Source organism: Mycolicibacterium grossiae (assembly GCF_008329645.1).
Lineage (GTDB): Bacteria > Actinomycetota > Actinomycetes > Mycobacteriales > Mycobacteriaceae > Mycobacterium > Mycobacterium grossiae.
Genome location: NZ_CP043474.1, coordinates 3,274,270 through 3,297,468, shown reverse-complemented (window position 1 = coordinate 3,297,468; position 23,199 = coordinate 3,274,270). Strand labels below are relative to the sequence as shown.

General features: G+C 71.5%; 21 protein-coding genes and 2 tRNA genes. 10 read left to right on the top strand and 13 right to left on the bottom strand.

Going from position 1 to position 23,199, the window contains the following annotated elements; genetic code table 11:
* Positions 1 to 14: 14 nt before the first annotated feature.
* Together FZ046_RS15820 and FZ046_RS15815 are read right to left on the bottom strand one after the other, a co-directional pair.
* Positions 15 to 1,118: a cystathionine gamma-lyase gene (locus tag FZ046_RS15820; protein WP_070352199.1), complete on the bottom strand. Its 1,104-nt coding sequence runs from the start codon at positions 1,116 to 1,118 to the stop codon at positions 15 to 17.
* 4 nt (positions 1,119 to 1,122) lie between these two features.
* Positions 1,123 to 2,121 carry an NAD(P)H-dependent glycerol-3-phosphate dehydrogenase gene (locus FZ046_RS15815; protein ID WP_070352198.1) on the bottom strand — a complete coding sequence of 333 codons (999 nt, stop codon included), beginning with the start codon at positions 2,119 to 2,121 and terminating at the stop codon, positions 1,123 to 1,125.
* Between the two features lie 79 nt (positions 2,122 to 2,200).
* On the opposite strand from FZ046_RS15815, the gene cofC reads away from it, so the two are divergent.
* The 3 genes from cofC to mutT1 are packed head-to-tail and all read left to right on the top strand — an operon-like array spanning position 2,201 to position 6,047.
* Positions 2,201 to 2,872: a 2-phospho-L-lactate guanylyltransferase gene (gene cofC / locus FZ046_RS15810; RefSeq protein WP_070352234.1), complete on the top strand. Its 672-nt coding sequence runs from the start codon at positions 2,201 to 2,203 to the stop codon at positions 2,870 to 2,872.
* 47 nt (positions 2,873 to 2,919) lie between these two features.
* Positions 2,920 to 5,091 (top strand): RNA degradosome polyphosphate kinase, encoded by a 2,172-nt coding sequence (locus FZ046_RS15805; protein ID WP_070352233.1) that lies wholly within the window; start codon positions 2,920 to 2,922, stop codon positions 5,089 to 5,091.
* 44 nt (positions 5,092 to 5,135) lie between these two features.
* Complete coding sequence (mutT1, locus tag FZ046_RS15800; protein WP_070352197.1) at positions 5,136 to 6,047, top strand: 8-oxo-(d)GTP phosphatase MutT1; 912 nt, start codon at positions 5,136 to 5,138, stop codon at positions 6,045 to 6,047.
* Positions 6,048 to 6,136: 89 nt separating this feature from the next.
* Here the strand turns inward: mutT1 and FZ046_RS15795 are convergent, their stop codons facing one another.
* The 3 genes from FZ046_RS15795 to leuC all read right to left on the bottom strand — a co-directional run bounded on the left by FZ046_RS15795 (position 6,137) and on the right by leuC (position 9,140).
* Entirely contained in the window at positions 6,137 to 6,886 is a 750-nt protein-coding gene (locus FZ046_RS15795; RefSeq protein ID WP_070352196.1) for an HU family DNA-binding protein, read from the bottom strand.
* Positions 6,887 to 7,089: 203 nt separating this feature from the next.
* Entirely contained in the window at positions 7,090 to 7,683 is a 594-nt protein-coding gene (leuD, locus tag FZ046_RS15790; RefSeq protein WP_070352195.1) for a 3-isopropylmalate dehydratase small subunit, read from the bottom strand.
* 8 nt (positions 7,684 to 7,691) lie between these two features.
* Positions 7,692 to 9,140, bottom strand: a complete 1,449-nt coding sequence (leuC, locus tag FZ046_RS15785) for a 3-isopropylmalate dehydratase large subunit (protein WP_070352194.1) — start codon at positions 9,138 to 9,140, stop codon at positions 7,692 to 7,694.
* Between the two features lie 71 nt (positions 9,141 to 9,211).
* Here leuC and FZ046_RS15780 point away from each other — a divergent pair, with 71 nt between their 5' ends.
* A complete protein-coding gene (locus FZ046_RS15780) occupies positions 9,212 to 9,913 on the top strand; it encodes an IclR family transcriptional regulator (protein WP_070352193.1) in 702 nt (233 codons plus the stop codon).
* A 107-nt stretch (positions 9,914 to 10,020) separates the two neighbouring features.
* Here FZ046_RS15780 and FZ046_RS15775 read toward each other — a convergent pair.
* From FZ046_RS15775 to FZ046_RS15760, 4 genes are all read right to left on the bottom strand, one after another.
* Positions 10,021 to 10,093, bottom strand: a tRNA-Glu gene (locus FZ046_RS15775).
* 59 nt (positions 10,094 to 10,152) lie between these two features.
* Positions 10,153 to 10,227: transfer RNA gene (locus FZ046_RS15770), tRNA-Gln, on the bottom strand.
* 129 nt (positions 10,228 to 10,356) lie between these two features.
* Positions 10,357 to 11,826, bottom strand: coding sequence for a glutamate--tRNA ligase (gene gltX / locus FZ046_RS15765; RefSeq protein WP_246183048.1), 1,470 nt, complete (start codon positions 11,824 to 11,826; stop codon positions 10,357 to 10,359).
* Positions 11,827 to 11,834: 8 nt separating this feature from the next.
* Positions 11,835 to 12,623, bottom strand: a complete 789-nt coding sequence (locus FZ046_RS15760) for a fumarylacetoacetate hydrolase family protein (protein WP_070352191.1) — start codon at positions 12,621 to 12,623, stop codon at positions 11,835 to 11,837.
* Between the two features lie 115 nt (positions 12,624 to 12,738).
* Between FZ046_RS15760 and FZ046_RS15755 the strand changes: the two genes are divergently transcribed.
* Positions 12,739 to 13,953 carry an MFS transporter gene (locus FZ046_RS15755; RefSeq protein WP_070352190.1) on the top strand — a complete coding sequence of 405 codons (1,215 nt, stop codon included), beginning with the start codon at positions 12,739 to 12,741 and terminating at the stop codon, positions 13,951 to 13,953.
* Here FZ046_RS15755 and FZ046_RS15750 read toward each other — a convergent pair.
* Both FZ046_RS15750 and FZ046_RS15745 read right to left on the bottom strand, forming a co-directional pair.
* Positions 13,950 to 14,519, bottom strand: coding sequence for a hypothetical protein (locus FZ046_RS15750; RefSeq protein ID WP_246183047.1), 570 nt, complete (start codon positions 14,517 to 14,519; stop codon positions 13,950 to 13,952). The genes FZ046_RS15755 and FZ046_RS15750 overlap by 4 nt on opposite strands.
* Positions 14,520 to 14,524: 5 nt before the next feature.
* The gene (locus FZ046_RS15745) at positions 14,525 to 14,962 is read right to left on the bottom strand and encodes a MarR family winged helix-turn-helix transcriptional regulator (RefSeq protein WP_070352189.1); all 438 of its coding nucleotides are present in this window, start codon (positions 14,960 to 14,962) and stop codon (positions 14,525 to 14,527) included.
* Positions 14,963 to 15,028: 66 nt separating this feature from the next.
* On the opposite strand from FZ046_RS15745, the gene FZ046_RS15740 reads away from it, so the two are divergent.
* A complete protein-coding gene (locus FZ046_RS15740) occupies positions 15,029 to 15,355 on the top strand; it encodes an antibiotic biosynthesis monooxygenase (protein WP_070352188.1) in 327 nt (108 codons plus the stop codon).
* Here FZ046_RS15740 and FZ046_RS15735 read toward each other — a convergent pair.
* Both FZ046_RS15735 and serA read right to left on the bottom strand, forming a co-directional pair.
* Positions 15,352 to 16,362 (bottom strand): 3-isopropylmalate dehydrogenase, encoded by a 1,011-nt coding sequence (locus FZ046_RS15735; protein WP_070352231.1) that lies wholly within the window; start codon positions 16,360 to 16,362, stop codon positions 15,352 to 15,354. The two genes, FZ046_RS15740 and FZ046_RS15735, sit on opposite strands and share 4 nt — an antisense overlap.
* Before the next feature lie 2 nt (positions 16,363 to 16,364).
* Positions 16,365 to 17,951, bottom strand: coding sequence for a phosphoglycerate dehydrogenase (serA, locus tag FZ046_RS15730; RefSeq protein WP_070352187.1), 1,587 nt, complete (start codon positions 17,949 to 17,951; stop codon positions 16,365 to 16,367).
* Between the two features lie 33 nt (positions 17,952 to 17,984).
* Between serA and FZ046_RS15725 the strand changes: the two genes are divergently transcribed.
* From FZ046_RS15725 to FZ046_RS15710, 4 genes are all read left to right on the top strand, one after another.
* On the top strand, positions 17,985 to 19,436 hold the full coding sequence (locus tag FZ046_RS15725; protein WP_246182798.1) for a phytoene desaturase family protein: 1,452 nt from the start codon (positions 17,985 to 17,987) through the stop codon (positions 19,434 to 19,436).
* Positions 19,437 to 19,563: 127 nt separating this feature from the next.
* Positions 19,564 to 20,694, top strand: a complete 1,131-nt coding sequence (locus tag FZ046_RS15720) for a polyprenyl synthetase family protein (RefSeq protein WP_070352185.1) — start codon at positions 19,564 to 19,566, stop codon at positions 20,692 to 20,694.
* Complete coding sequence (gene crtI, locus FZ046_RS15715) at positions 20,694 to 22,205, top strand: phytoene desaturase family protein (protein WP_070352184.1); 1,512 nt, start codon at positions 20,694 to 20,696, stop codon at positions 22,203 to 22,205. The genes FZ046_RS15720 and crtI overlap by 1 nt, the downstream gene beginning before the upstream one ends.
* Entirely contained in the window at positions 22,202 to 23,146 is a 945-nt protein-coding gene (locus FZ046_RS15710; RefSeq protein WP_070352183.1) for a phytoene/squalene synthase family protein, read from the top strand. The genes crtI and FZ046_RS15710 overlap by 4 nt, the downstream gene beginning before the upstream one ends.
* Positions 23,147 to 23,199 lie beyond the last annotated feature (53 nt).

The window sequence follows — 23,199 nt, the reverse complement described above, 5'->3', positions numbered from 1 at the left end:
GCCGGCGTGACCGCTCAGGCCAGCGCCTGCTCCAGATCGGCCAGCAGGTCGTCGGTGTCCTCGATGCCCATCGACAGCCGGGCGAAACCCGCGCCGACGGGGTCGCCCCACCGGGCGCGCCGGTCGATGGACGTGTGCAGGCCGCCGAAGCTGGTGGCGGCGACGAGCAGCGCGCTGCGGGCAGCCAGGGCGTGCACGGCGTCGGCGTCGGCGAGTTCCACCGACACCAGACCGCCGAACCGCTTCATCTGCGCGGCCGCCACGGCGTGGGCGGGGTCCTCGGGCAGGCCCGGGTAGCGCACCGCGGTCACCGCGGGGTGGCGACGGAGCAGCAGCGCGACCGCCATCGCGTTCGCGCACTGCCGCTCGATGCGCAGCCCGGCGCTCCCGAGGCTGCGCAGGGCGAGCCACGCCTCGAAGGTGCCGAGAACCGCTCCGCCGAGCAGACGTTCGCGTTCGACGGCGGCCATCAGTTCGGGGCGGCTGCCCGCAACGTAACCGGCGAGCAGGTCACTGTGGCCGGAGAGTCCCTTGGTGGCGCTGGCGACGACGAGGTCGGCACCCAGCGACAGCGGCTGTTGGCCCAGCGGCGTCGGCGCGGTGTTGTCGACCAGCAGGATCGCATCCCGGCTGCGGCACACCGTCGCCAGGTGATGCAGGTCCACGACGTCGAGGGTGGGATTCACCGGGGTTTCGGCGATCACGACGTCCGCACCACGGGCGGCGTCGCACATGTCGGCGGCGACGGCCTCGCGCACCGTGACGCCGCGCGGCGCGAGACTCTCGGCGGCGTAGCGGCGCACCTGGTAGTACCCGTCGGCGGGCACCACGAGCGTCGATCCCGGCGTCGCCACCACCCGCAGGGCGGCGGTGATGGCCGCCATGCCGGACGCGAAACTCAATGCCGACGTGGCGCCCTCGAGATCGGCGAGCGCGGATTCGAACTGACGCCACGTGGGATTGGAGGCCCTCCCGTAGGTGTCGATCGGCGCGGACTCGTCCGGCGAGAGGTGGTAGGCGGCGGCGGGCACGGGCGGCGGCGTGACCGGGCGTCCGGGCTCGGCGGCGGACCCCGCGGCGAGAACGCTGCGGGTGGAGTCACCGAGGCGGCCGTCCACCGCGCTACTCCGGCTTCGTGCTGCGACCGAGCAGCAGGGCCACCGCGGATTCGACCGACAGGCCCGCGTGGCACACCTGGTGGACGGCGTCGGTGAGCGGCATCTCCACGTCGTAGCTCGACGCCAGCGCCAGGATCGATCGGCAGGACGTCACGCCCTCGGCGACGTGGCCGCCGGCTGCGGCCAGCGCGCTGGCCATGGTCCCGCCCCGGCCGAGCCGCTCGCCGAAGGCCCGGTTGCGCGAGTGCGGCGAGGTACACGTGGCGACCAGGTCGCCGACGCCGGCGAGGCCTGCGAGCGTCGTGGCCTTGGCACCCAGCGCGATGCCCAGCCGCATGATCTCCGCGAGCCCGCGGGTGATGATCGCCGCGGCGGTGTTCTCCCCCAGCCCGACGCCGGCCGCCATGCCGCAGGCCAGCGCGATGACGTTCTTGCAGGCGCCACCGACTTCGGCGCCGATCACGTCGGAGTTGGTGTAGGGCCGCAGGTATCCGGTCGACAGCGCCCGCTGCAACGCGACGGCGCGTCCGGAGTCCGCGCACGCGACGACGGTCGCCGCAGGCTGCTCGTCGGCGATCTCGCTGGCGAGGTTGGGGCCGGTGATCACCGCGATGCGGCCCGGCGCGGCATCGGTGACCTGCGCGATGACCTGGCTCATCCGCAGCAGCGTCTCGAGTTCGACGCCCTTCGCGACGCTCACCAGGGTGGTGTCGTCGGCGAGGTGCGGCCGCCACCGCCCGAGGTTGTCGCGCAGCGTCTGCGACGGCACCGCCAGCAGCACCGTGCACGCACCAGCCAGCGCGTCGGCCGCATCGCTGGTCGCGCGGATGGATGCCGGGAGCGTCACGTCGCCGAGGTACCCGGTGTTGCGGTGCGTCGACGTGATCTCGTCGGCGACGTCGGCGCGGCGCGTCCACAGCGTGACCTCGTTGCCCGCGTCGGCGAGCACCTTCGCCAGAGCCGTACCCCAGGCCCCCGCCCCCATCACCGCCGCGTTCACCACGGGAATGAATCTAGCCGCTGCGGGTTTCTCCATGCGTGGACGCGCATCGCGAACCGCTGCTGCTGGCAGGATGGCGGGCATGAGCGGCACCGCCCCCCGAGCGTCGACCGAGGTCGGGTTGATCATCGCGGTCAAGCGGCTCTCGGCGGCCAAGACACGGCTAGCGTCGGTCTATCCGGCGCCCGCCCGTGCCGCACTGGTGCTCGCCATGCTGGCCGACACCATCACCGCCGCACAAGCGGTTCCCGCGGTGCGTTCGATCACGGTGGTCACCCCCGATGACGACGCAGCCGACGCCGCGCGCACGCTGGGGGCGCGCGTCCTGCACGACCCCACCCCCGCCGGGCACGCCGACCCGCTCAACGCCGCGCTGCGCGCCGCCGAGAATGCGGTGCGCGCGACCACCGACGACGTTGCGGTGCTGCAGGGCGACCTGCCCGCGCTGCAGGCCCGTGAACTGGCACAGGCGGTGTCCGCCGCCCGCGCACACCCGCGCAGCTTCGTCGGCGACCGGCACGGCAACGGCACCGCGGCCCTGTTCGCGTTCGGCGCGCCGCTCGAGCCCCTGTTCGGCACGGATTCCGCTCGGCGTCACCGCGATTCGGGGGCCGTGGCCCTCACCCGCGAGTGGCCGGGTCTGCGGTGCGACATCGACACCCCCGACGACCTGGCCGCCGCCCTGCAACTGGGCGTGGGGATGGCCACCAAGCGAACGGTGGTCGACATGGAGGTTCCCGGCGCCGACCGGTGACCTCGCCGCCTAGCGTCGCCGCCCGGCCATGGTGGATGATCGCTGACGTGACCGAAGCCGAGACCCGAACCGCCGACGCCGAGTGGGTGTCGGAAAGCACGGCACCGGAGGCACCGCCGGCGGCGACCGCCGACGCGGTCGACCCCAACCTTCCCGAACCGCTGCCCGACGACCGCTACCTCAACCGCGAACTCAGCTGGCTGGACTTCAACGCCCGCGTCCTCGCGCTCGCCGCGGACCCGTCACTGCCGCTGCTCGAACGGGCCAAGTTCCTGGCGATCTTCTCCTCGAATCTCGATGAGTTCTACATGGTGCGCGTCGCCGGCCTGAAGCGCCGCGACGAGATGGGTCTGTCGGTGCGGTCGGCCGACGGGCTGTCGCCGCGCGAGCAGTTGCGCCGCATCGGCGAACGCACGCAGCAGATCGCCACCCGCCACGCCACCGTGTTCGGTGAGCTGGTGCGCCCGGCGCTCGCCGAGCAGGGCATCGTCATCGTGACGTGGAGCGAGTTGGACGCCTCCGAGCGCGACCGGCTCTCCACCTACTTCCACGAGCAGGTGTTCCCGGTCCTCACCCCGCTGGCGGTCGACCCGGCGCACCCGTTCCCGTTCGTCAGCGGTCTGAGCCTCAACCTGGCCATCACCGTCCGCCAGCCCGACGATGGCACCCGGCACTTCGCCCGAATCAAGGTGCCCGACAACGTCGACCGCTTCGTCGAACTGCGTCCGCGCGACGACGACGAGGGCCGCACCCAGATCCGGTTCCTGCCGATGGAGGAACTCATCGCGGCCTTCCTCGACGTGCTGTTCCCCGGCCTCGAGATCGTCGAGCACCACGCGTTCCGGATCACCCGCAACGCGGACTTCGAGGTCGAGGAGGACCGCGACGAGGACCTGCTGCAGGCCCTCGAGCGCGAACTGGCCCGCCGGCGCTTCGGGTCCCCGGTCCGGCTCGAGATCGCCGACGACATGACCGAGCACATGTTGGAGCTGCTGCTGCGCGAACTCGACGTGCATCCCGGCGACGTCATCGAAGTGCCCGGGCTGCTCGACCTTTCGTCACTGTGGCAGATCTACGGCGTGGACCGTCCGGAATTGAAGGACCGGCCGTTCGTCCCGGCGACGCCGCCCGCCTTCGGCGAGCGCGAGACGCCCAAGAGCATCTTCGCCACGCTGCGCGACGGCGACGTGCTGGTGCACCACCCCTACGACTCGTTCTCGACGACGGTGCAGCGCTTCATCGAGCAGGCCGCCGCCGATCCCAACGTCCTGGCGATCAAGCAGACGCTGTACCGCACCTCGGGTGACTCGCCGATCGTCAACGCGCTCATCGACGCCGCCGAGGCGGGCAAGCAGGTGGTCGCGCTCGTCGAGATCAAGGCGCGCTTCGACGAACAGGCCAACATCAAGTGGGCGCGGGCACTGGAGCAGGCGGGCGTGCACGTCGTCTACGGGTTGATCGGCCTGAAGACGCACTGCAAGACGGCGTTGGTGGTACGCCGGGAGGGCTCGGCGATCCGCCGGTACTGCCACATCGGCACCGGCAATTACAACCCGAAGACCGCCCGGCTCTACGAGGACGTCGGCCTGCTGACCGCCGCACCCGACATCGGCGCCGACCTCACCGACCTGTTCAACTCGCTGACCGGGTACTCGCGCAAGGTCTCCTACCGCAACCTGCTGGTGGCGCCGCACGGCGTGCGCAAGGGCATCATCGAACGCATCGAGCGGGAGGTGGCCGCCCATCGCGACGGCGCCGACGCCCGGATCCGGTTGAAGGCCAACGCGCTGGTGGACGAGCAGGTGATCGACGCGCTCTACCGGGCGTCGCAAGCCGGTGTCCGTGTCGAGGTCGTGGTGCGCGGGATCTGCGCGCTGCGGCCGGGCGCGGAGGGGTTCTCCGAGAACGTCGTCGTGCGGTCGATCCTCGGCCGCTTCCTGGAGCATTCACGCATCATTCACTTCAACGCCATCGATGAGTTCTGGATCGGCAGCGCCGACATGATGCACCGCAATCTCGACCGCCGCGTCGAGGTGATGGCACAGGTGAAGGATCCGAGGTTGACCTCGCAGCTGAACGACGTCTTCACCTCCGCCCTCGATCCGGCCACCAGGTGTTGGGAACTCGGTGCCGACGGTCGCTGGACGGCCCTGCCCCACGAGGGCCAGACGGTGCGGGATCACCAGGTGTCGCTGATGGATTCCCACCGGCACCACTGAGTGCCGTCCGACCCCGTTTTGGATCGTGACCGACAGGGAGTTCAGTGGCGAAGAAGGGCTCGGGCAGCGCCACGGTGCTGGCCGCCGGCGGAGTGCTGTGGCGCGACGAGGCCGGCACGACGGAAGTCGCGGTCGTGCACCGGCCGCGGTACGACGACTGGTCGCTGCCGAAGGGCAAACTCGACCCCGGTGAGACCGAGGCGGTCGCGGCGGTCCGGGAGATCGGCGAGGAGACCGGCTACGCGGCCGAACTCGGCCGGCGCCTGACGACGGTGAGCTACCCGGTCGCCCACGGCACCAAGAAGGTCCGGTTCTGGGCGGCGCGGGCGATCGGCGGCGAGTTCGTCGCCAACGACGAGGTCGACGAACTGCTCTGGCTGCCCGTGCCGGCGGCGATGAAACGGCTCGGATATCCGCTCGACCGGAAGGTGCTGCGCCGCTTCGCCAAGGCGCCCGCGGACACCCGCACCGTGCTGGTCGTGCGGCACGGCGTCGCCGGCAGCAAGTCACGCTACAAGGGCGACGACCGCAAGCGGCCGCTGGACAAGAAGGGCAGGGCGCAGGCGGAATCGCTGGTCGGACTGCTGCTCGCCTTCGGCGCCACCGAACTGTATGCGGCGCCACGAGTACGGTGTGCGCAGACGCTCGAACCGCTCGCCGAGGAACTCGGCGTCACCATCGCCGACGAGCCGACGCTGACCGAGGAGGACTACGCCTCGGATCCCGAGGCCGGCCGGCGCCGCCTCACCGAGATCGCCACGTCCGACGGCACGCCCGTTATCTGCACGCAGGGCAAGGTGATTCCGGACCTCATCGCGTGGTGGTGCGCGCGCCACGGGATCAAGGCGGACAAGTCGCGCAACCGCAAGGGCAGCGTCTGGGTGCTGTCGCTGGCCGACGGCGTGCTGGTGGCCGCCGATCACATCGGCAGCCCCCTGGCCAGGCACGACGCCTAGGGCCTCCCCACACGACGACGCGCCGCGGATCGACGGGCGATCCGCGGCGCGCTGCGTGCCGGTGGACCCGGCTTCGGTCGGTCAGCCGGTTACTTGCGGCCGCGCTTGGCCGGTGCGGCCTTCTTCGCCGGCGCCTTCTTGGCCGCGGGTGCGGTCTTCTTCGCCGCGGGCGCAGCCTTCTTGGCCGGAGTCGCCTTGGTGGCGGTGGTCTTCTTGGCCGGGCTGGCCTTCGTGGCGGTGGCCTTCGCGGCGGTGGACTTCGCGGCGGTGGTCTTCTTCGCCGGGGTCGCCTTGGTGGCCGTGGTCTTCTTGGCCGGGGTCGCCTTGGTGGCGGTGGCCTTCGTGGCGGTGGTCTTCTTCGCCGGGGTCGCCTTGGTGGCCGTGGTCTTCTTGGCCGGGGTCGCCTTGGTGGCGGTGGCCTTCGTGGCGGTCGCCTTCTTGGCGGGCGCGGCCTTCTTGGCGGGCGTCGCCTTCTTGGCCGGGGCCTTCTTCGCGGCGGTCTTGCGCGCGGTGGCGGTGCTCGCACCGCGCTTCACCGCGGGACCGTCGGCCGAGAGCTTCTGTGCGCCAGACACGACCGCCTTGAACTGAGCGCCGGGCCGGAACGCGGGCACCGAGGTGGGCTTGACCTTGACGGTCTCACCGGTGCGGGGGTTGCGCGCCACGCGGGCCGCACGGCGACGCTGCTCGAAGACGCCGAAGCCGGTGATCGTCACGCTGTCGCCCTTGTGGACGGCGCGCACGATCGTGTCGACGACGTTCTCCACGGCGGCAGTTGCCTGCCGACGATCGGTGCCCATTTTGTCCGTGAGGACGTCGATGAGCTCTGCCTTGTTCATTCGAAACCTCCGAAGCCAGTGGCCCACCTTGGACCGACTAGAGCCCACGGTAAACCCTCAGGCTGCAGATATCCAAGAGCCACGCCCAATTTCGGGCGTAGCTGAGAGGCCCCTTGGCAATCCGATTGCCCCACATGGGCTGTGGTACGGCAGTCTCAGAACGGGGTTGCGGGGCCGAGATTTCGGCCCCGCGGCACTGCCCGTCAGGAGGTCAGAGTGCGCGGTTTCCAGCCCGGCCGACGTGCCTCGAATGCGGCGATCTCGTCCTGTTTGCGCAGCGTAAGGCCTATATCGTCGAGTCCTTCGAGCAGCCGCCATGCGGTGTAGTCATCAATCGTGAACGGCACCATGACCGTTCCGGCGGTCACCGTCCGATCCTTCAGATTCACAGTGAGTTCCAGACCCGGGTTCTGCTCGATGAGCTTCCACAGGAGTTCCACATCATCGCGAGCCACCTCGGCGGCCAACAGACCCGCCTTGCCCGCGTTGCCCCGGAAGATGTCGGCGAAGCGGGACGAGATGACGACCCGGAAGCCGAAGTCCATCAGGGCCCACACCGCGTGCTCGCGGGAGGAGCCGGTGCCGAAGTCCGGCCCCGCCACCAGAACCGACCCGCGGTCGAACGGCGACTGGTTGAGGATGAAGGACGGGTCGTTGCGCCAGGCGGCGAACAGGCCGTCCTCGAAACCCGTTCGGGTGACCCGCTTGAGGTACACCGCCGGGATGATCTGGTCGGTGTCGACGTTGGATCGGCGCAACGGGACGCCGATTCCGGTGTGCGTGCTGAAGGCTTCCACGGGTACTCCTAACGATTCGCGACGGCGGGCAGGTCGGCCGGGGAGGACAGGGTGCCGCGCACGGCCGTGGCCGCCGCCACCGCCGGCGAGACCAGGTGGGTGCGACCGCCCTTGCCCTGCCTGCCCTCGAAGTTGCGGTTGGACGTCGACGCGCAACGCTCCCCCGGCGCGAGCTGATCCGGGTTCATGCCGAGGCACATCGAGCAGCCGGCCTGCCGCCAGTCGGCGCCGGCGGCGGTGAACACCTCGCCGAGACCCTCGGCCTCGGCCTGCGCGCGCACCCGCATCGAGCCGGGCACCACCAGCATTCGGACGCCGTCGGCCACCGTGCGGCCGCGCAGGACCTCGGCGACCACGCGCAGATCCTCGATCCGGCCGTTGGTGCACGATCCCACGAAGACCGCGTCGACGGCGACGTCGCGCATCGGGGTGCCGGGGCGAAGGTCCATGTAGGCCAACGCCTTCTCGGCCGCCTGCCGCTCGCCCTCGTCGAACATCAGCTCGGGGTCCGGCACCGAGGCGCTCAGCGGAATGCCCTGCCCCGGGTTGGTGCCCCACGTGACGAAGGGGCTCAACGTGCTCGCGTCGATGTAGACCTCGGTGTCGAATTCGGCACCCTCGTCGGTGCGCAGCGCACTCCACGCCTGGACCGCCGCATCCCAGTCGGCGCCCGTCGGCGCGTGCGGACGGCCCTTCAGGAAGGCGAACGTGGTCTCGTCGGGCGCCACCATGCCGGCGCGCGCGCCGGCCTCGATGCTCATGTTGCAGATCGTCATGCGGCCCTCCATCGACAGCGATTCGATGGCGCTGCCGCGGTATTCGATGACGTGCCCCTGGCCGCCGCCGGTGCCGATCTTCGCGATCACGGCGAGGATGATGTCCTTGGCGCTGGCACCCTCGGGCAGCTCACCGTCGACGTTGACCGCCATCGTCTTGAACGGCCGCAGCGGAAGCGTCTGCGTCGCCAGCACGTGCTCGACCTCGCTCGTGCCGATGCCCATCGCCAGCGCGCCGAAGGCGCCGTGGGTCGAGGTGTGGCTGTCGCCGCAGACGACCGTGGTGCCGGGCTGGGTCAGACCGAGCTGCGGTCCGATGATGTGCACGATGCCCTGCTCGGCGTCGCCCATCGGGTGCAGCCGGATGCCGAACTCCTCGCAGTTGCGCCGCAGCGTCTCGACCTGGGTGCGCGACACCGGATCGGCGATGGGCTGATCGATGTCGACGGTCGGCACGTTGTGGTCCTCGGTCGCGATCGTGAGGTCCGGGCGGCGGACCGGGCGGCCGGCGAGCCGCAGGCCGTCGAAGGCCTGCGGGCTGGTGACCTCGTGCACGAGGTGCAGATCGATGTAGATGAGATCGGGTTCCCGCGAGGCGCCCTCGCCGGAGCCGGGGACGACGACGTGGTCGGCCCAGACCTTCTCGGCCATGGTGCGTGGCGTGCGCGATGCATCGGTCATGTGTGCGTCCTTCGAGCGGTCCGCAGGTGAAGGGCTGGCTATCTCACCATGCGGGACGCTAGTATCTCCCTGTGAGACAGGATAGCGGTATCGGCGTCCTCGACAAAGCCGTGGGAGTCCTGCATGCGGTGGCCGAGTCGCCGTGCAACCTGGCCGAACTGTGCGAGCGGACGACGCTGCCGCGGGCCACGGCGCACCGGCTGGCCGCCGGCCTCGAGGTGCACCGGCTGCTCGCTCGCGATGCCGAGGGCCGCTGGCGCCTGGGCCCCGCACTCACCGAACTGTCCGCTCACGTCAACGATCCCCTGCTGGCCGCCGGCGCCGCGGTGCTTCCGCGGCTGCGCGAGATCACCGGCGAGAGCATTCAGCTCTACCGCCGCGAGGGCACGTCGCGGGTGTGTGTGGCCGCGCTGGAACCGCCTGCCGGGCTGCGGGATACCGTTCCCGTCGGCACCCGCATGCCGATGACGGCCGGCTCGGGGGCCAAGGTGCTGCTCGCCTACAGCGATGCCGCGACGCAGCAGGCCGTGCTGCCGAACGCCTCGTTCAGCGAGCGCACGCTCGCCGAGGTCCGCAGGCGTGGGTGGGCCCAGAGCGCCGCGGAGCGCGAGCCCGGCGTGGCGAGCGTCTCGGCACCCGTGCGCGACGGCCGCGGCGCCGTGATCGCCGCGGTGTCGGTGTCGGGGCCGATCGACCGGATGGGCCGCCGCCCCGGCGCGCGCTGGGCGGCCGATCTGCTGGCTGCCGCCGACGCGCTGACCCGCCGACTGTGACACGGCGCTCGACGAACCCGGGCCGTGAACGGCGCTCGACGAACCCGGGCCGCGAACGGCCCTTCGACGAAAGAAGCGCCCGTCCGAGTGGACGGGCGCTTCACGCGTACCCCCGATGGGATTCGAACCCACGCTACCGCCGTGAGAGGGCGGCGTCCTAGGCCGCTAGACGACGGGGGCTAGAACTTTCTGCGACGGTCAGCATAGCGGGTGAGACCACGCCGACCTAATCGCCGCATTGGCTGGGGTACCAGGACTCGAACCTAGAATGGCGGTACCAGAAACCGCTGTGTTGCCAATTACACCATACCCCAATGGCAGCCCATGACCGCTGGTCAGGAGCCTGATCCGAGGCTGCTGCGCCGTGGTGGCCACCATGGCGTCGCGTTCTCGGGCCGACGAGCAGACTACCAAAGATTTCGGCTCCGCTTTCACACCGCCCGTCAGGCGGATGCGGCGGCATGCTCGCGACCGGCCCGCAGCCTGGTCAGGCTGCGGTCTCGGCCGAGCAGCTCCAGCGACTCGAACAGCGGCGGGCTGACCGTCGCGCCGGTGGCCGCCACCCGGATGGGTCCGAAGGCCTTGCGCGGCTTGAGTTCGAGACGCTCGAGGAGCGCCTCCTTGAGCGCGGCCTCGATCGCGGGTGTCGTCCACTCCGACACCGCCTCGAGCGCCGATACGGCGGCGTCGAGCACCGGCACCGCCTCGGCCCGCAACTCCTTGGCCGCCGACTTCTCGTCGAGGGCGAACGTGCCCTCGTCGAGGAAGCCGAGCAGTCCCCACGCGTCACCCAGGACCACGATGCGCGTCTGCACCAGCGCGGCCGCGGTGGCGAAGGCGTCGGCGTCCAGGCCGGTGTCGTGCCCGTGCTCGGCGAGGTAGGCGGCCAGCCGGGCGGTGAAGTCCTCCGGGGTGAGCAACCGGATGTGCTCGGCGTTGATCGCGTCGGCCTTCTTCTGGTCGAAGCGCGCCGGATTCGCGTTGACGTTGCGCACGTCGAACGCGGCGACCATCTCGTCGAGGCCGAAGACGTCGCGGTCGTCGGCGATGCCCCAACCGAGCAGCGCCAGGTAGTTCAGCAGCCCTTCCGGCAGGAAGCCCCGATCACGGTGCAGGAACAGATTGGATTGCGGATCGCGCTTGGACAGCTTCTTGTTGCCCTCGCCGAGCACGCTCGGCAGGTGTGCGAACTCCGGCACCCGCTCGGCCACCCCGATGCGCGTGAGCGCGCGGTACAGCGCGATCTGGCGCGGCGTCGACGGCATGATGTCCTCGCCGCGCAGCACGTGCGTGATGCGCATCAGCGCGTCGTCCACCGGGTTGACCAACGTGTACAGCGGATCCCCGGTGGCGCGCGTGATCGCGAAGTCGGGCACCGATCCGGCCGGAAAACTGACCGGTCCGCGCACCAGGTCGGTCCAGCCCAGGTCCTCGTCGGGCATGCGCAGCCGCAGCACCGGGGACCGGCCCTCGGCGGCGAAGGCCGCCTTCTGCACGTCGGTCAGCGTGCGGTCGAAGTTGTCGTAGCCCAGCTTCGGGTTGCGGCCGGCGGCGAGGTGGCGGGCCTCGACCTCCTCGGGTGTCGAGTACGCCTCGTAGACCTCCCCCGCCTCGAGCAGGCGGGCGATGACGTCGCGGTAGATCTCGCGACGCTCGGACTGCCGGTACGGCGCGTGCGGACCGCCGACCTCGGGACCCTCGTCCCAGTCCAGGCCGAGCCAGCGCAGCGCGTCGAGGATCGCGGCGTAACTCTCCGCGCTGTCGCGTGCGGCGTCGGTGTCCTCGATCCGGAACACGAACGTGCCGCCGGTGTGTCGCGCGTAGGCCCAGTTGAACAGGGCGGTGCGCACCAGTCCGACGTGCGGCGTGCCGGTCGGCGAGGGACAGAACCGGACCCGCACCGCGCCGGTCACGTCGGCACTCACGACTTCCCCTTGCGGACAACCGGATTCGTGAGCGTGCCGATTTTCTCGATGGTGATTGACACGGTGTCGGAGTCCTCGATGGGGCCGACGCCCTCGGGCGTGCCGGTCAGGATCAGGTCGCCGGGAAGCAGGGTCATGACCGCCGACGCCCATTCCACGATGGCGCCGATGTCGTGGATCATCAGCGAGGTCCGGCTGCGCTGTCGGACCTGCCCGTTGACCTCGGTACGCAGTTCCAGATCGAAGGGGTCGACGTCGGTGTCGATCCACGGGCCGACCGGACAGAAGGTGTCATGGCCCTTCGCGCGCATCCACTGCCCGTCCTTGCGCTGCTGGTCGCGGGCGGAGACGTCGTTGGCGATGGTGTAGCCGAGGATGTTCTCGGCTGCCCTGGCGGCCGGGACGTCCTTGCAGGGGCGGCCGATCACGACGGCGAGTTCGCCCTCGTGGTGCACCGGGTGGGCATCGGCGGGCAGCTGGATGGGAACGTTCGGACCGATGATCGCGGTGTTCGGCTTGAGGAAGATCACCGGATCCTCCGGCGCCTCGCCGCCCATCTCCGCGGCGTGGGCGGCGTAGTTCTTGCCCATGCAGATCACCTTGCTGGCAAGGATGGGCGCGAGCAGCCGGACGTCCGCCAGGGGCCAGGAACGGCCGGTGAACTCGGGCGTGCCGAAGGGGTGCTCGGCGATCTCCCGCACCACCGCCGCACCGGGATCGGACACATCTCCCTCGATCGTGACGAAGGCAACACCGTCGGGACTGGCGATTCGACCAAGACGCATCAGCCCAGCCTAGTGCGGACGGCGTCTCTGGCGACGGCGGGTCCGCCACTGCGGCTGTCTCACTATGCGAGAAGACCGTTCAGCATGGTGAGACTGCGGTGGCACCATGGCGAATATGGCCGACTACGCGATCAGCACCGGACGGCGATGGTCGATGTTGGTCATCGCCCTGGCCGCCACCCTGTTCTCCAACGTGTTCATCAACGGCGTCGCGTTCCTCATCCCCACGCTGCACACCGAACTCGGCCTGGACCTCGCCGAGGCGGGGCTGATGGCGTCGATGCCGAGCTTCGGCATGGTGGTCACGCTGATCGCCTGGGGGTGGGTGGTCGACCGGGTCGGCGAACGCCTCGTGCTGGCCGTGGGATCCGCCCTCACCGCCGCAGCGGCATTCGCCGCAGCGGCGATGCACTCGCTGATCGCCGTGGCGGTGTGTCTGTTCCTGGGGGGCATGGCGGCCGCCAGCAGCAATTCGGCGAGCGGCCGGCTGGTGGTCGGCTGGTTCCCGCCGCACCAGCGCGGGCTGACGATGGGGATCCGCCAGACCGCGCAGCCCCTCGGAGTCGGGTTGGGCGCGTTGGTGATTCCGCGGTTGGCCGAACACCACGGGATCGGCGCGGCTCTGCTGTTTCCTGCCGTGGCGTGCACGGTGGCAGCCGTCATCAGCGCACTGGGCGTGCTCGATCCGCCGCGGCCGCCGCGCGCCGACGCGCCGCCCGAGCACCTGGCGAACCCCTACCGCGGGTCGTCGGCGCTGTGGCGCATTCACGCGGTGTCGGTGCTGCTGGTCACGCCGCAGGCGCTGGTGTGGACCTTCGCGCTGGTGTGGCTGGTCACCGACCGCGGCTGGTCGGCGGCGTCGGCGGGCGCCCTGGTCACCGTGGCCCAACTCCTCGGCGCCGGCGGCCGGATCGCCGCGGGGCGGTGGTCCGACGCCGTCGGATCCCGGCTCCATCCGGTGCGCACCATCGCGGTGGCGGCCGCCGTCGCGATGGGTCTGCTCGCGGTGACCGACGCGTGGGGGTCGCCGCTGAGCGTGGTGATCCTGGTGGCCGCGTCGGTGGTGACGGTGTCCGACAACGGGTTGGCCTTCACGGCGATCGCCGAGATCGCCGGCCCGTTCTGGAGCGGCCGGGCGTTGGGAACGCAGAACACCAGCCAGCTGTTCACCTCGGGGGTGGTGCCACCCGCGTTCGGGGCGTTGATCGCCGTGGCGGGTTATCCCGTCGCGTTCGCGGTGTGCGCGGTGCTGCCGTTGATCGCCGTGCCGCTGGTTCCGGTCGCGTCGGATCCGTTGCGCAGCAACGCATCCGACGCCAGCACGGCCTAGCCGTCGGCGAAGCGCGGCAGTCCCATCAGGGCGGCCACCAGAAAGCACAGCGCCCCGACGAAGGTGCCGGCCGTGGCGACGGCCTGATCGGCGATGCCGCCGGCGGTCAGCACGAAGGCGCCTGCCGCGCTGGCGCCGAACGCGAGGCAACCGGCCATGTTGACCCATGCCGCTGCGCCGACGACCGATCTCGCCCACCAGCCGACTGCCGCCAGCGCGAGCGCACCGCTGGCCAGGAAGGCGATCGATCCGACGGCGTCGGGCATCCACACCAGTCGCCGCTGCGTGATGACCTCGTGCGCCACGACGGCCGCTCCGGTGCTGACGTTGAACAGCACGGTGCCCGCGAACTGGGTTGCCGCCGAGAGCCATTCGGCGCTTCCCTCGGGTCCGGAGCGGACCAGCTGGATCCAGCCGGCGGTGGTGAAGAACCAGGAGCCGGCGAAGCAGAGGGCGTTCGCGGCGGACACCCCGAGGGCCGTGCCGGGGACGGTCGCGACGGCGAACAGCGTCGACCCGATGGCGAAGAGCCAGCACTGGTGGGTGACCGTCACCGCGTCGCGCAGTCGCCTCACGGGGCCGGGTCGGCTTCCAGGTTGTGCGCGCACGTGGTGAGCGCCTCGGCGAGCCGGTCGCGAGCGGTCGCGTCGAGCCCCCGGCACATCTCGTCCTCGACGGCGAGAACCGCCTCGTGCCCAGCGGCGAGCCGTGCGCTCCCCTCGCCCGTGAGCGTCAGCGCCACCGAGCGGCCCCGCCGTCGCGTCGCGTCGCCGTCGACCAGGCCGGCGGCGCGCAGACCGCCCAGCACGTCTTGCAGCGACTGTCGGGTGACGAAGCACAGCCGCGCCAGGTCCGACGCCGACGCGTCGGGATGGTCGGCGAGGGCGCGCAGCGCGGTGTACTGCGCCATGGACAGCCCGGAGGGACGGAGTGCGGCATCGCAGCGGCGCCGCAGCGCCTGCTGCACTCGCTTCACCAGGTAGCCGGCACCGGCTTCGACGGTCGACATGACAGGAACCTTACAAGGCGCTACCGTGCGCCATGTAAGTAAGGAACCTGACATGAAGGAGTCCCGATGACGACCATCGACCCGCACGCGTCCTGCGCCACGCTCATCAACGTCTTCACGGTGGCCCCGGAACGCGCGCACGCCCTGGCCGCCGTCCTGACGGCCGCCACCGACGAGGTCATTCGCTACCTGCCGGGTTTCGTCTCGGCCAACATCCACGTCAGCACCGACGGCTCCCGCGTCGTCAACTACGCCCAGTGGACGGACGCCGAAGCGTGCGCCGCCATGCGCGAGAACCCGGCGGCGCAGGCGCACATGCGCGAGGCAGCCGAGATCGCCGACGGCTTTGACCCGCACTGGTACACCGTCGAGTCGGTGCACCAGCGGGCTTAAAGCAGTCCGGCGATCCGATTGCCGACCGCCGACGTCGACAGCCGCTCGTCGCCGCGGGTCGCGAGGTGGCGTTCCACCGCGCGGTCCACGCGCGCGGCCGCCTCGTCCTCGCCGACGTGGGCGAGCAGCAGCGCCACCGACATGATGGCGGCGGTCGGGTCGGCGATGCCCTGGCCGGCGATGTCCGGCGCGCTGCCGTGCACCGGCTCGAACATCGACGGGTTGGTGCGCGTCGCGTCGATGTTGCCGCTGGCCGCCAGCCCGATGCCGCCCGACACCGCGGCCGCGAGGTCGGTGATGATGTCGCCGAAGAGGTTGTCGGTGACGATGACGTCGAACCGGCCGGGATCGGTGACCATGTGGATGGTCGCGGCATCGATGTGCTGGTAGGCGATCTCGACGTCGCCGAACTCCCGACCGACCTCCTCGACGGTGCGTGCCCATAGTCGGCCGGCGAACGTCAGCACGTTGGTCTTGTGCACCAGCGTGAGGTGCTTGCGCCGCGCGGCGGCCCGGGCGAACGCATCGCGGACGACGCGCTCGACGCCGAAGGCCGTGTTGAGGCTGACTTCGGTGGCCACCTCGTGCGGCGTGCCCGTGCGGATCGCGCCGCCGGTGCCGGTGTACGGGCCCTCGGTGCCCTCGCGCACGACGACGAAGTCGATCGACGGGTCACCGGCCAGCGGGCTGGACACCCCGGGCAGCAGCCGCGACGGCCGCAGGTTGACGTGGTGGTCGAGCTGGAAGCGCAGCGTCAGCAGTAGTCCCCGCTCCAGCACACCGCTAGGCACCGAGGGGTCGCCGATCGCACCGAGCAGGATGGCGTCCTGGCCGCGCAGCTCGTCGACGACGCCGTCGGGCAGCGTCTCCCCCGTCGCGTGGTAGCGCCGGGCGCCGAGGTCGTATTCGGTGCGCGAGACGCCCGGCAGCACCGCGTCGAGCACCTTGAGCGCCTCGGCGATGACCTCGGGACCGATGCCGTCGCCGGCGATGACGGCGAGATTCAGGCTCACGACAGGTCCACCAGTTCCAGCGTCGCGGCGCTGACCTCCCTGCCGATGCGCGACAGCACGTCGTCGGGCACCGGCCGGTCCAGCCGCAGCATGATGGTGGCGCCCCCGCCGTCGGCGTCCTGGCTCAGCTGCGCGGCCAGGATGTTGACCCCGGCGCTGCCCAGCAGCGTGCCGATCTTGCCCAGCGCGCCGGGCTGATCGTCGTAGTTGATGATCAGGTTGACGCCCTCGGCGCGCAGGTCGAGGTTGCGCTCGTTGACCTGCACGATCTTCTCGACCTGCTGCGGGCCGGACAGCGTGCCGGCCACGTTGACCGACGAGCCGTCGGCGGCCACGCCGCGCACGTCGACGACGCTGCGGTGGTTCGGGCTCTCCGAGGCGGTGTCGATGCTCGCCTCGACGCCGCGCTCGGCGGCCAGCGCCGGGGCGTTGACGAACGTCACCTGCTCCTCGATCACCGCGGAGAACAGGCCGCGCAGTGCCGACAGCCGCAGTACGTCGACCTGCTCGGAGGCCAGCTCACCGCGCACCTGCACGCACAGGGTGGTCGGCAGCTCCGGCGACAGCGCCCCCACCAGGAGGCCGAGCTTGCGCACCAGGTCGAGCCACGGCGCGACCTCCTCGCCGACCGTGCCGCCGCCGACGTTCACGGCGTCGGGCACGAACTCACCGGCCAGCGCCAGCTTCACGCTCGCCGCCACGTCGGTGCCGGCACGGTCCTGCGCCTCGGCCGTCGACGCGCCGAGGTGCGGCGTGACGACGACCTGCGGGAGGTCGAACAGCGGGCTGTCCGTGCAGGGTTCGGTGGCGAACACGTCGAGCCCGGCCCCGCGCACGTGTCCCTTGGTGATGGCGTCGGCGAGCGCCTGCTCGTCGATCAGACCGCCGCGCGCGGCGTTGACGATGATGACGCCCGGCTTGGTCTTGGCGAGCGCGTCGGCGCCGAACAGTCCGGCGGTCTCCTTGGTCTTCGGCAGGTGCACGGAGATGAAGTCGGCGCGTCCCAGCAGTTCGTCGAGCGGCAGCAGCTCGATGCCGAGCTGGGCGGCGCGGGCCGGCGACACGTAGGGGTCGTAGGCGGTGATGTGCGCGCCGAATGCGGCCAGCCGCTGGGCCACCAGCTGGCCGATGCGCCCGAGGCCGACGACGCCGACGGTCTTGCCGAAGATCTCGGTGCCCGAGAACGACGACCGCTTCCAGGTGTGGGCGCGCAGCGTCGCGTCGGCGGCCGGGATCTGTCGGGCCGTGGCGAGCAGCAGCGCCAGCGCGTGCTCGGCGGCGCTGTGGATGTTGGAGGTGGGGGCGTTGACGACGAGCACGCCGCGCGCGGTGGCGGCGTCGACGTCGACGTTGTCGAGGCCGACGCCCGCGCGGGCGACGATCTTCAGCTTGGGCGCCGCGGCGAGCACCTCGGCGTCCACGGTGGTCGCGGAGCGGACCAGCAGGGCGTCGGCCTCGGGGACGGCGGCGAGCAGCTTGGGCCGGTCCGGACCATCGACCCAGCGCACCTCCACCTGGTCACCCAGGGCGGCGACGGTCGACTCGGCCAGCTTGTCGGCGATCAGAACGACGGGGAGACTCACGCGGTCAGACTAATGGGCTGCCATGATCGGGTCGTGGGCGGGAACGAGACGGACGTCGACGTCACCGTGGTCGGCAGCGGACCGAACGGGCTCAGCGCCGCCGTGGTCCTGGCCCGGGCGGGCCTGCGGGTGCGCGTGCTCGAGGCGCAGAGCACCGCGGGCGGCGGCGCCCGCACCGCGACCGACCCCGAGTACGGCGGCGTGCGGCACGACGTGTGCTCGGCAGTGCACCCGCTGGGCAGGGCGTCCCCGTTCTTCGCCGAGTTCGACCTCGCGGCCCGCGGCGTGGACCTGGTGGCGCCGGAGGTGTCCTACGCCAACCCGCTGCCCGGCCGTCCGGCGGCGATCGCGTACCACCGGCTGGACCGGACGTGCGCCGAACTCGACGACGGCGCCTCGTGGCGTCGCCTGTTCGGCCCGCTCACCGAGCACGTCGACGGGGTGCTGGGGTTCTTCCTCGGCGACAAGCGTTCACTGCCACCGGATCTGCCGACCACGGTGCGTACCGGGCTGCGGGTGCTGGCCATGGGCAGCCCGGCGTGGAACGTGCTGCGCGGCGAGGACGCGCGTGCCCTGTTCACCGGCGTCGGCGTGCACGCGATCCACCGCGTGCCGTCTCCGGTGAACAGCGGCGCCGGCGTCATGCTCGGCACCGTCGCGCACACCGCCGGGTGGCCGGTGCCGGTCGGCGGCACCCAGCGGATCGCCGACGCGCTGATCGCCGACGTGCGCGCGCACGGCGGCGAACTCGTCCTGGGTCACCGGGTGACCTCTCCGCCCGGCGGCGTCGTCGTGTACGACACGGCGCCCACCGCGCTGCTCGACGTCTACGGCGACGCCGTCCCCGCGCGGTACGCGAAGGCGTTGCGGCGCTACCGCTTCGGGCCCGGCGTGTGCAAGGTCGACTTCGTGCTCGCCGGCGACATCCCCTGGCGCGACCCGCGTCTCGCCGGCGCGGGCACCGTGCACCTGGGCGGCACCCGGGCCAGGATGGCGCTCGCCGAGCGCGAGGTCGCCGCGGGCCGCCACGCCGAGTGGCCGATGACGCTGGCCGCGCTGCCGCACCTGGCCGACCCGTCGCGCATCGACGCCCAGGGGCGCCGGCCGCTATGGACCTACGCCCACGTGCCGTCGGGCTCGACGGCCGACCTCACCGAGACCATCACCGCCCAGTTCGAGCAGGCCGCCCCCGGCTTCCGCGACCTGGTGCTGGCGGCGCGCTGCGTGCCCGCCGCCCGGATGGCCGATCACGATGCGAACTACGTCGGAGGGGACATCATCGTCGGCGGCGCGACGCTGTTCGCGGCCATGGTCGGACCCACACTGCGGGCCAACCCGTGGACGACCCCGATACCGGGGGCCTACCTGTGTTCTTCGGCGACCCCACCCGGCACCGGGGTGCACGGCATGTCCGGGTACTACGCGGCCCGCACGGTGCTGCGGCGCGAGTTCGGCATCCGCCGGATGCCGTCGCTGGCGCCGTGACGGTGTCCCCTTCGGTGTGGCCCGGTTCACAGGTGGGAGACTTCGAATTCTGAACAAAATCTTTCGGGCCGATTCCCCGACCGGGATGCGGGTAGAAGCGCGGGGTGATGACGGGGATCATGCGAGTATGAGCGGCGGTTCGAACCATGGCAGGGCACCCCTGACGACGGCGGTGACACACGGCGCACTCGCCGAACTGACGACGGCGGACGACTGGCGGCGCGATCTGCGCGAGGAGGTGTTGCGCCGCGTCGGCGACTTCGTCGCCACGCGCTGCGCCACCGACCTCGCGGGCGCCGACGTCGTCCTCGACGTCCTGCGCGGATTCGTCGACGGCGGCAAGTGCCTGCGCTCGACGTTCCTCTACGTCGGCTGGCTGTGCCGGGGCGACGCACAGCCCGTGGGCCCGGTGCTCGACGCCGCGGCCAGCCTCGAACTGCTGCACGCCTTCGCCCTGCTGCAGGATGACGTCATGGACCGTTCGGCGACGCGACGGGGACGGCCCGCGGCGCACGTCGGCTTCGCGTCGTGGCATCGCGCGAACGGCCTCTCCGGCTCGCCCGAGCGCTTCGGGGAGTCCGCGGCGGTGCTGCTCGGCGACCTGTGCCTGGTGTGGGCCGAACGCATGCTGCGCGAGAGCGGCCTCGACGCCGCCGCGCTGGACCGGGCCTGGCCCCGCTACGACGAGATGCGCACCGAACTCGCCGTCGGCCAGTTCGCCGACCTGGTGAACGACGCGGCGGGATTGCCCCCGCTGGAACGCGTCCTCGACGTGGCCCGGCGCAAGTCCGGCAACTACACGGTGCGCCGACCGCTCGAGATCGGCGGCGCGCTGGCCGACTGCAGCCCGCGGGTGATGACCCGCCTGAGCGGTTACGGCGACGCCGTCGGCGAGGCGTTCCAGCTGCGCGACGACCTGCTCGGCGTCTTCGGCACCCCCGCCGTCACCGGCAAGCCGATCGCCTCCGACCTCACCGACCGCAAGGCGACCAGCGTCGTCGTCGCGGCCCACCACCTCGCCGATGCCACCACCCGACGGGAGATGACCGACCTGATGAACGCCTCGGACCTGAGTGCCGCCGACGTCGAGCGCTGGCGGCGGCTGATCGCCGCGGCCGGCGCACCGGAGTGGATCGAGCAGATGATCGACGAAAGGCTGGCGCACGCGCTGGACCTTGTCGAGACTGGTGACATGCCGGACGTCGCGAGGACCGCCCTGGCCGACATGGCCGCCGTCTGCACGGATCGGGCCGCCTGATGCGCAGCCTCAGCGGGCCCACCGACGACGTCGTGGTGGTCGGCGCCGGCCTGTCCGGGCTGGCGGCCGCTCTGCACCTCGCCGGCCGGGGCCGCAAGGTCACCGTCGTCGAACGCGGCGAGCACCCCGGCGGCCGGGTGGGCCGCGCCGACGTGCGGGGCCACCTCATCGACACCGGGCCGACGGTGCTGACCATGCCCGACATCATCGACGAGGCGTTCGCCGCCGTCGGTGACTCGCTGGCGGGACGCGTCGAGATGCTGCCGGTCGACCCCGCCTACCGCGCGTCCTTCGCCGACGGCAGCAGCCTCGAGGTGCACGGCGACGCGCAGGCGATGGCGACGGCCATCGAAAGGTTCGCCGGCCGGGCACAGGCCGACGGCTACCTGGAACTGCGCCGCTGGCTGTCGCGGCTGTACGAGATCGAGTTCGACGGCTTCATCGGCAGCAACTTCGATTCCCCGCTGTCCCTGGTGACGCCGCAGCTGGCCCGGCTGGTGGCCCTCGGCGGCTTCCGGCGCTGGGAGTCGGTGGTCGGCCGGTTCATCACCGACGAGCGGCTCAAGCGCGTCTTCACCTTCCAGGCGCTGTACGCGGGCGTGCCGCCGCAGCGCGCGCTGGCGGTGTACGCCGTCATCGCCTACATGGACACCATCGCCGGCGTGTACTTCCCCAAGGGCGGCGTGCGCGCCCTGCCCGACGGGATGGCCGCCGCCGCGGCCGACGCGGGTGTCGAATTCGTCTACGGTGCCACGGTTTCCGCGCTCGATCACGACGGGTCGCGGGTGCGGGCGGTGCACACCGACACCGGTGAGCGGTTCGCCGCCGACGCGGTGGTGCTCACCACCGAACTGCCCGATACCTACCGGCTGTTGGGCCGGACACCGCGCCGGGCGCTGCGGCTGCGGCCCGCGCCGTCGGCCGTGGTCGCCCACGTCGGCTGCCGCGCGGTCACCAATGACATTGCGGGACATCACAACATCCTCTTCGGCGACGCGTGGGAGCAGACCTTCCGCGACATCATCGACGACGGCCGGGTCATGAGGGACCCGTCCATCCTCGTGACCCGTCCCACCGCGGGCGACCCGACGCTCGCCCCCGCCGGCCGCGACCTGCTGTACGTGCTGGCGCCCGCGCCCAACACCCAGGTCGGCCGGATCGACTGGGCGGCCACCCGCGACGACTACGTGCAGCGCATGCTGGACGCCGTCCGCGACCGGTTGCCCGGGGTCGCCGAGGACGCCGATCTGCTGCACGTGATCGACCCCGCCGACTGGGAACGTCAGGGCATGGCCGCGGGCACCCCGTTCGCGCTGGCGCACACCTTCGCCCAGACCGGGCCGTTCCGGCCGGCGAACACCGTGCGGGGCATCGACAACGCCGTGCTCGCCGGCTCGTCGACGGTGCCCGGCGTCGGCGTGCCCACGGCGATCCTGTCGGGCAAACTGGCCGCGGACAGGGTGACCGGAAGCGGCGTGACGGACAAGAGGATTCGGACGGTGGTCTCGTGATCGGTTCGGAGCTGGACGCGGCGGGGGTTCGCGAACCGGAGCTGCGCGAGGCCTACGGGCGGTGCCGTTCCATCAACGCCCAGCACGGCCGCACGTTCTTCCTCGCCACCCGCCTGCTGGCCCCCGACCAGCGACCCGCCGTGCACGCCCTGTACGGCTTCGCCCGGCACGCCGACGACATCCTCGACACGTTCGACGGCGCCAGCACCGCCGATCGCGCCGACCGTCTGCAGGGTCTCGCCACCGATCTGTTCAAGCGCCTCGTCGAGGGCGAGGAGGCCGGCGACGACCCGACGCTGGCGGCGGTGACGCACACCGCACGGGCGTACGACATCGACTGGCAGCTCTTCGACGACTTCCTCAAGTCCATGCGCATGGACCTGACCGTCACCGACTATCCGGACCGCGCCGCCATCAACCGCTACATGTACGGCTCCGCCGAGGTGATCGGCCTGCAGATGTTGCCCGTCCTCGGCACCGTCGCGCCCCGCGAGGAAGTCGCCCCCTACGCCGCGGCGCTCGGTACCGCCTTCCAGCTCACCAACTTCCTGCGCGACATCGACGAGGACCTCGACCGCGGCCGGGTGTACCTGCCGGCGGACGAACTCGCCGCACACGGCGTCGACCGCGAACTGCTCGAGTGGTGCCACACCACCAAGCGCACCGATCAACGCGTCCGCGCCGCCCTGGTGGAGCAGCACGCGATCACCCGCGGTGTCTACACCTACGCCCGCCGCGGCATCGACCTGCTCGAACCGCGGTCGCGCCCGTGCATCGGTGCGGCGCTCACGCTGTACTCCGAGATCCTCGACCGCATCGAGGAGATCGACTTCGCGGTGTTCGGTACGCGAGCGACCGTGGGTACCGGGCGCCGGCTGGCGGTGGCGGCCGGCGGCCTGACCCGCGCCTGGCGGGCGCGCCTCGGCAGCCGGGGGGCGTGACCGGCGCAGCGCTGAATCCCGCGGCAGTAGCACCACTTTGGGACGACCGAGAG

Bases quoted from the DNA above. Each gene is read 5' to 3' on its own strand.
- cofC (WP_070352234.1), top strand. From the start codon at position 2,201: ATGAGCGGCACCGCCCCCCGAGCGTCGACCGAGGTCGGGTTGATCATC.
- FZ046_RS15795 (WP_070352196.1), bottom strand. From the start codon at position 6,886: ATGAACAAGGCAGAGCTCATCGACGTCCTCACGGACAAAATGGGCACC.
- leuC (WP_070352194.1), bottom strand. From the start codon at position 9,140: ATGACCGATGCATCGCGCACGCCACGCACCATGGCCGAGAAGGTCTGG.
- FZ046_RS15760 (WP_070352191.1), bottom strand. From the start codon at position 12,623: ATGCGTCTTGGTCGAATCGCCAGTCCCGACGGTGTTGCCTTCGTCACG.
- FZ046_RS15755 (WP_070352190.1), top strand. From the start codon at position 12,739: ATGGCCGACTACGCGATCAGCACCGGACGGCGATGGTCGATGTTGGTC.
- FZ046_RS15745 (WP_070352189.1), bottom strand. From the start codon at position 14,962: ATGTCGACCGTCGAAGCCGGTGCCGGCTACCTGGTGAAGCGAGTGCAG.
- FZ046_RS15740 (WP_070352188.1), top strand. From the start codon at position 15,029: ATGACGACCATCGACCCGCACGCGTCCTGCGCCACGCTCATCAACGTC.
- FZ046_RS15720 (WP_070352185.1), top strand. From the start codon at position 19,564: ATGAGCGGCGGTTCGAACCATGGCAGGGCACCCCTGACGACGGCGGTG.
- crtI (WP_070352184.1), top strand. From the start codon at position 20,694: ATGCGCAGCCTCAGCGGGCCCACCGACGACGTCGTGGTGGTCGGCGCC.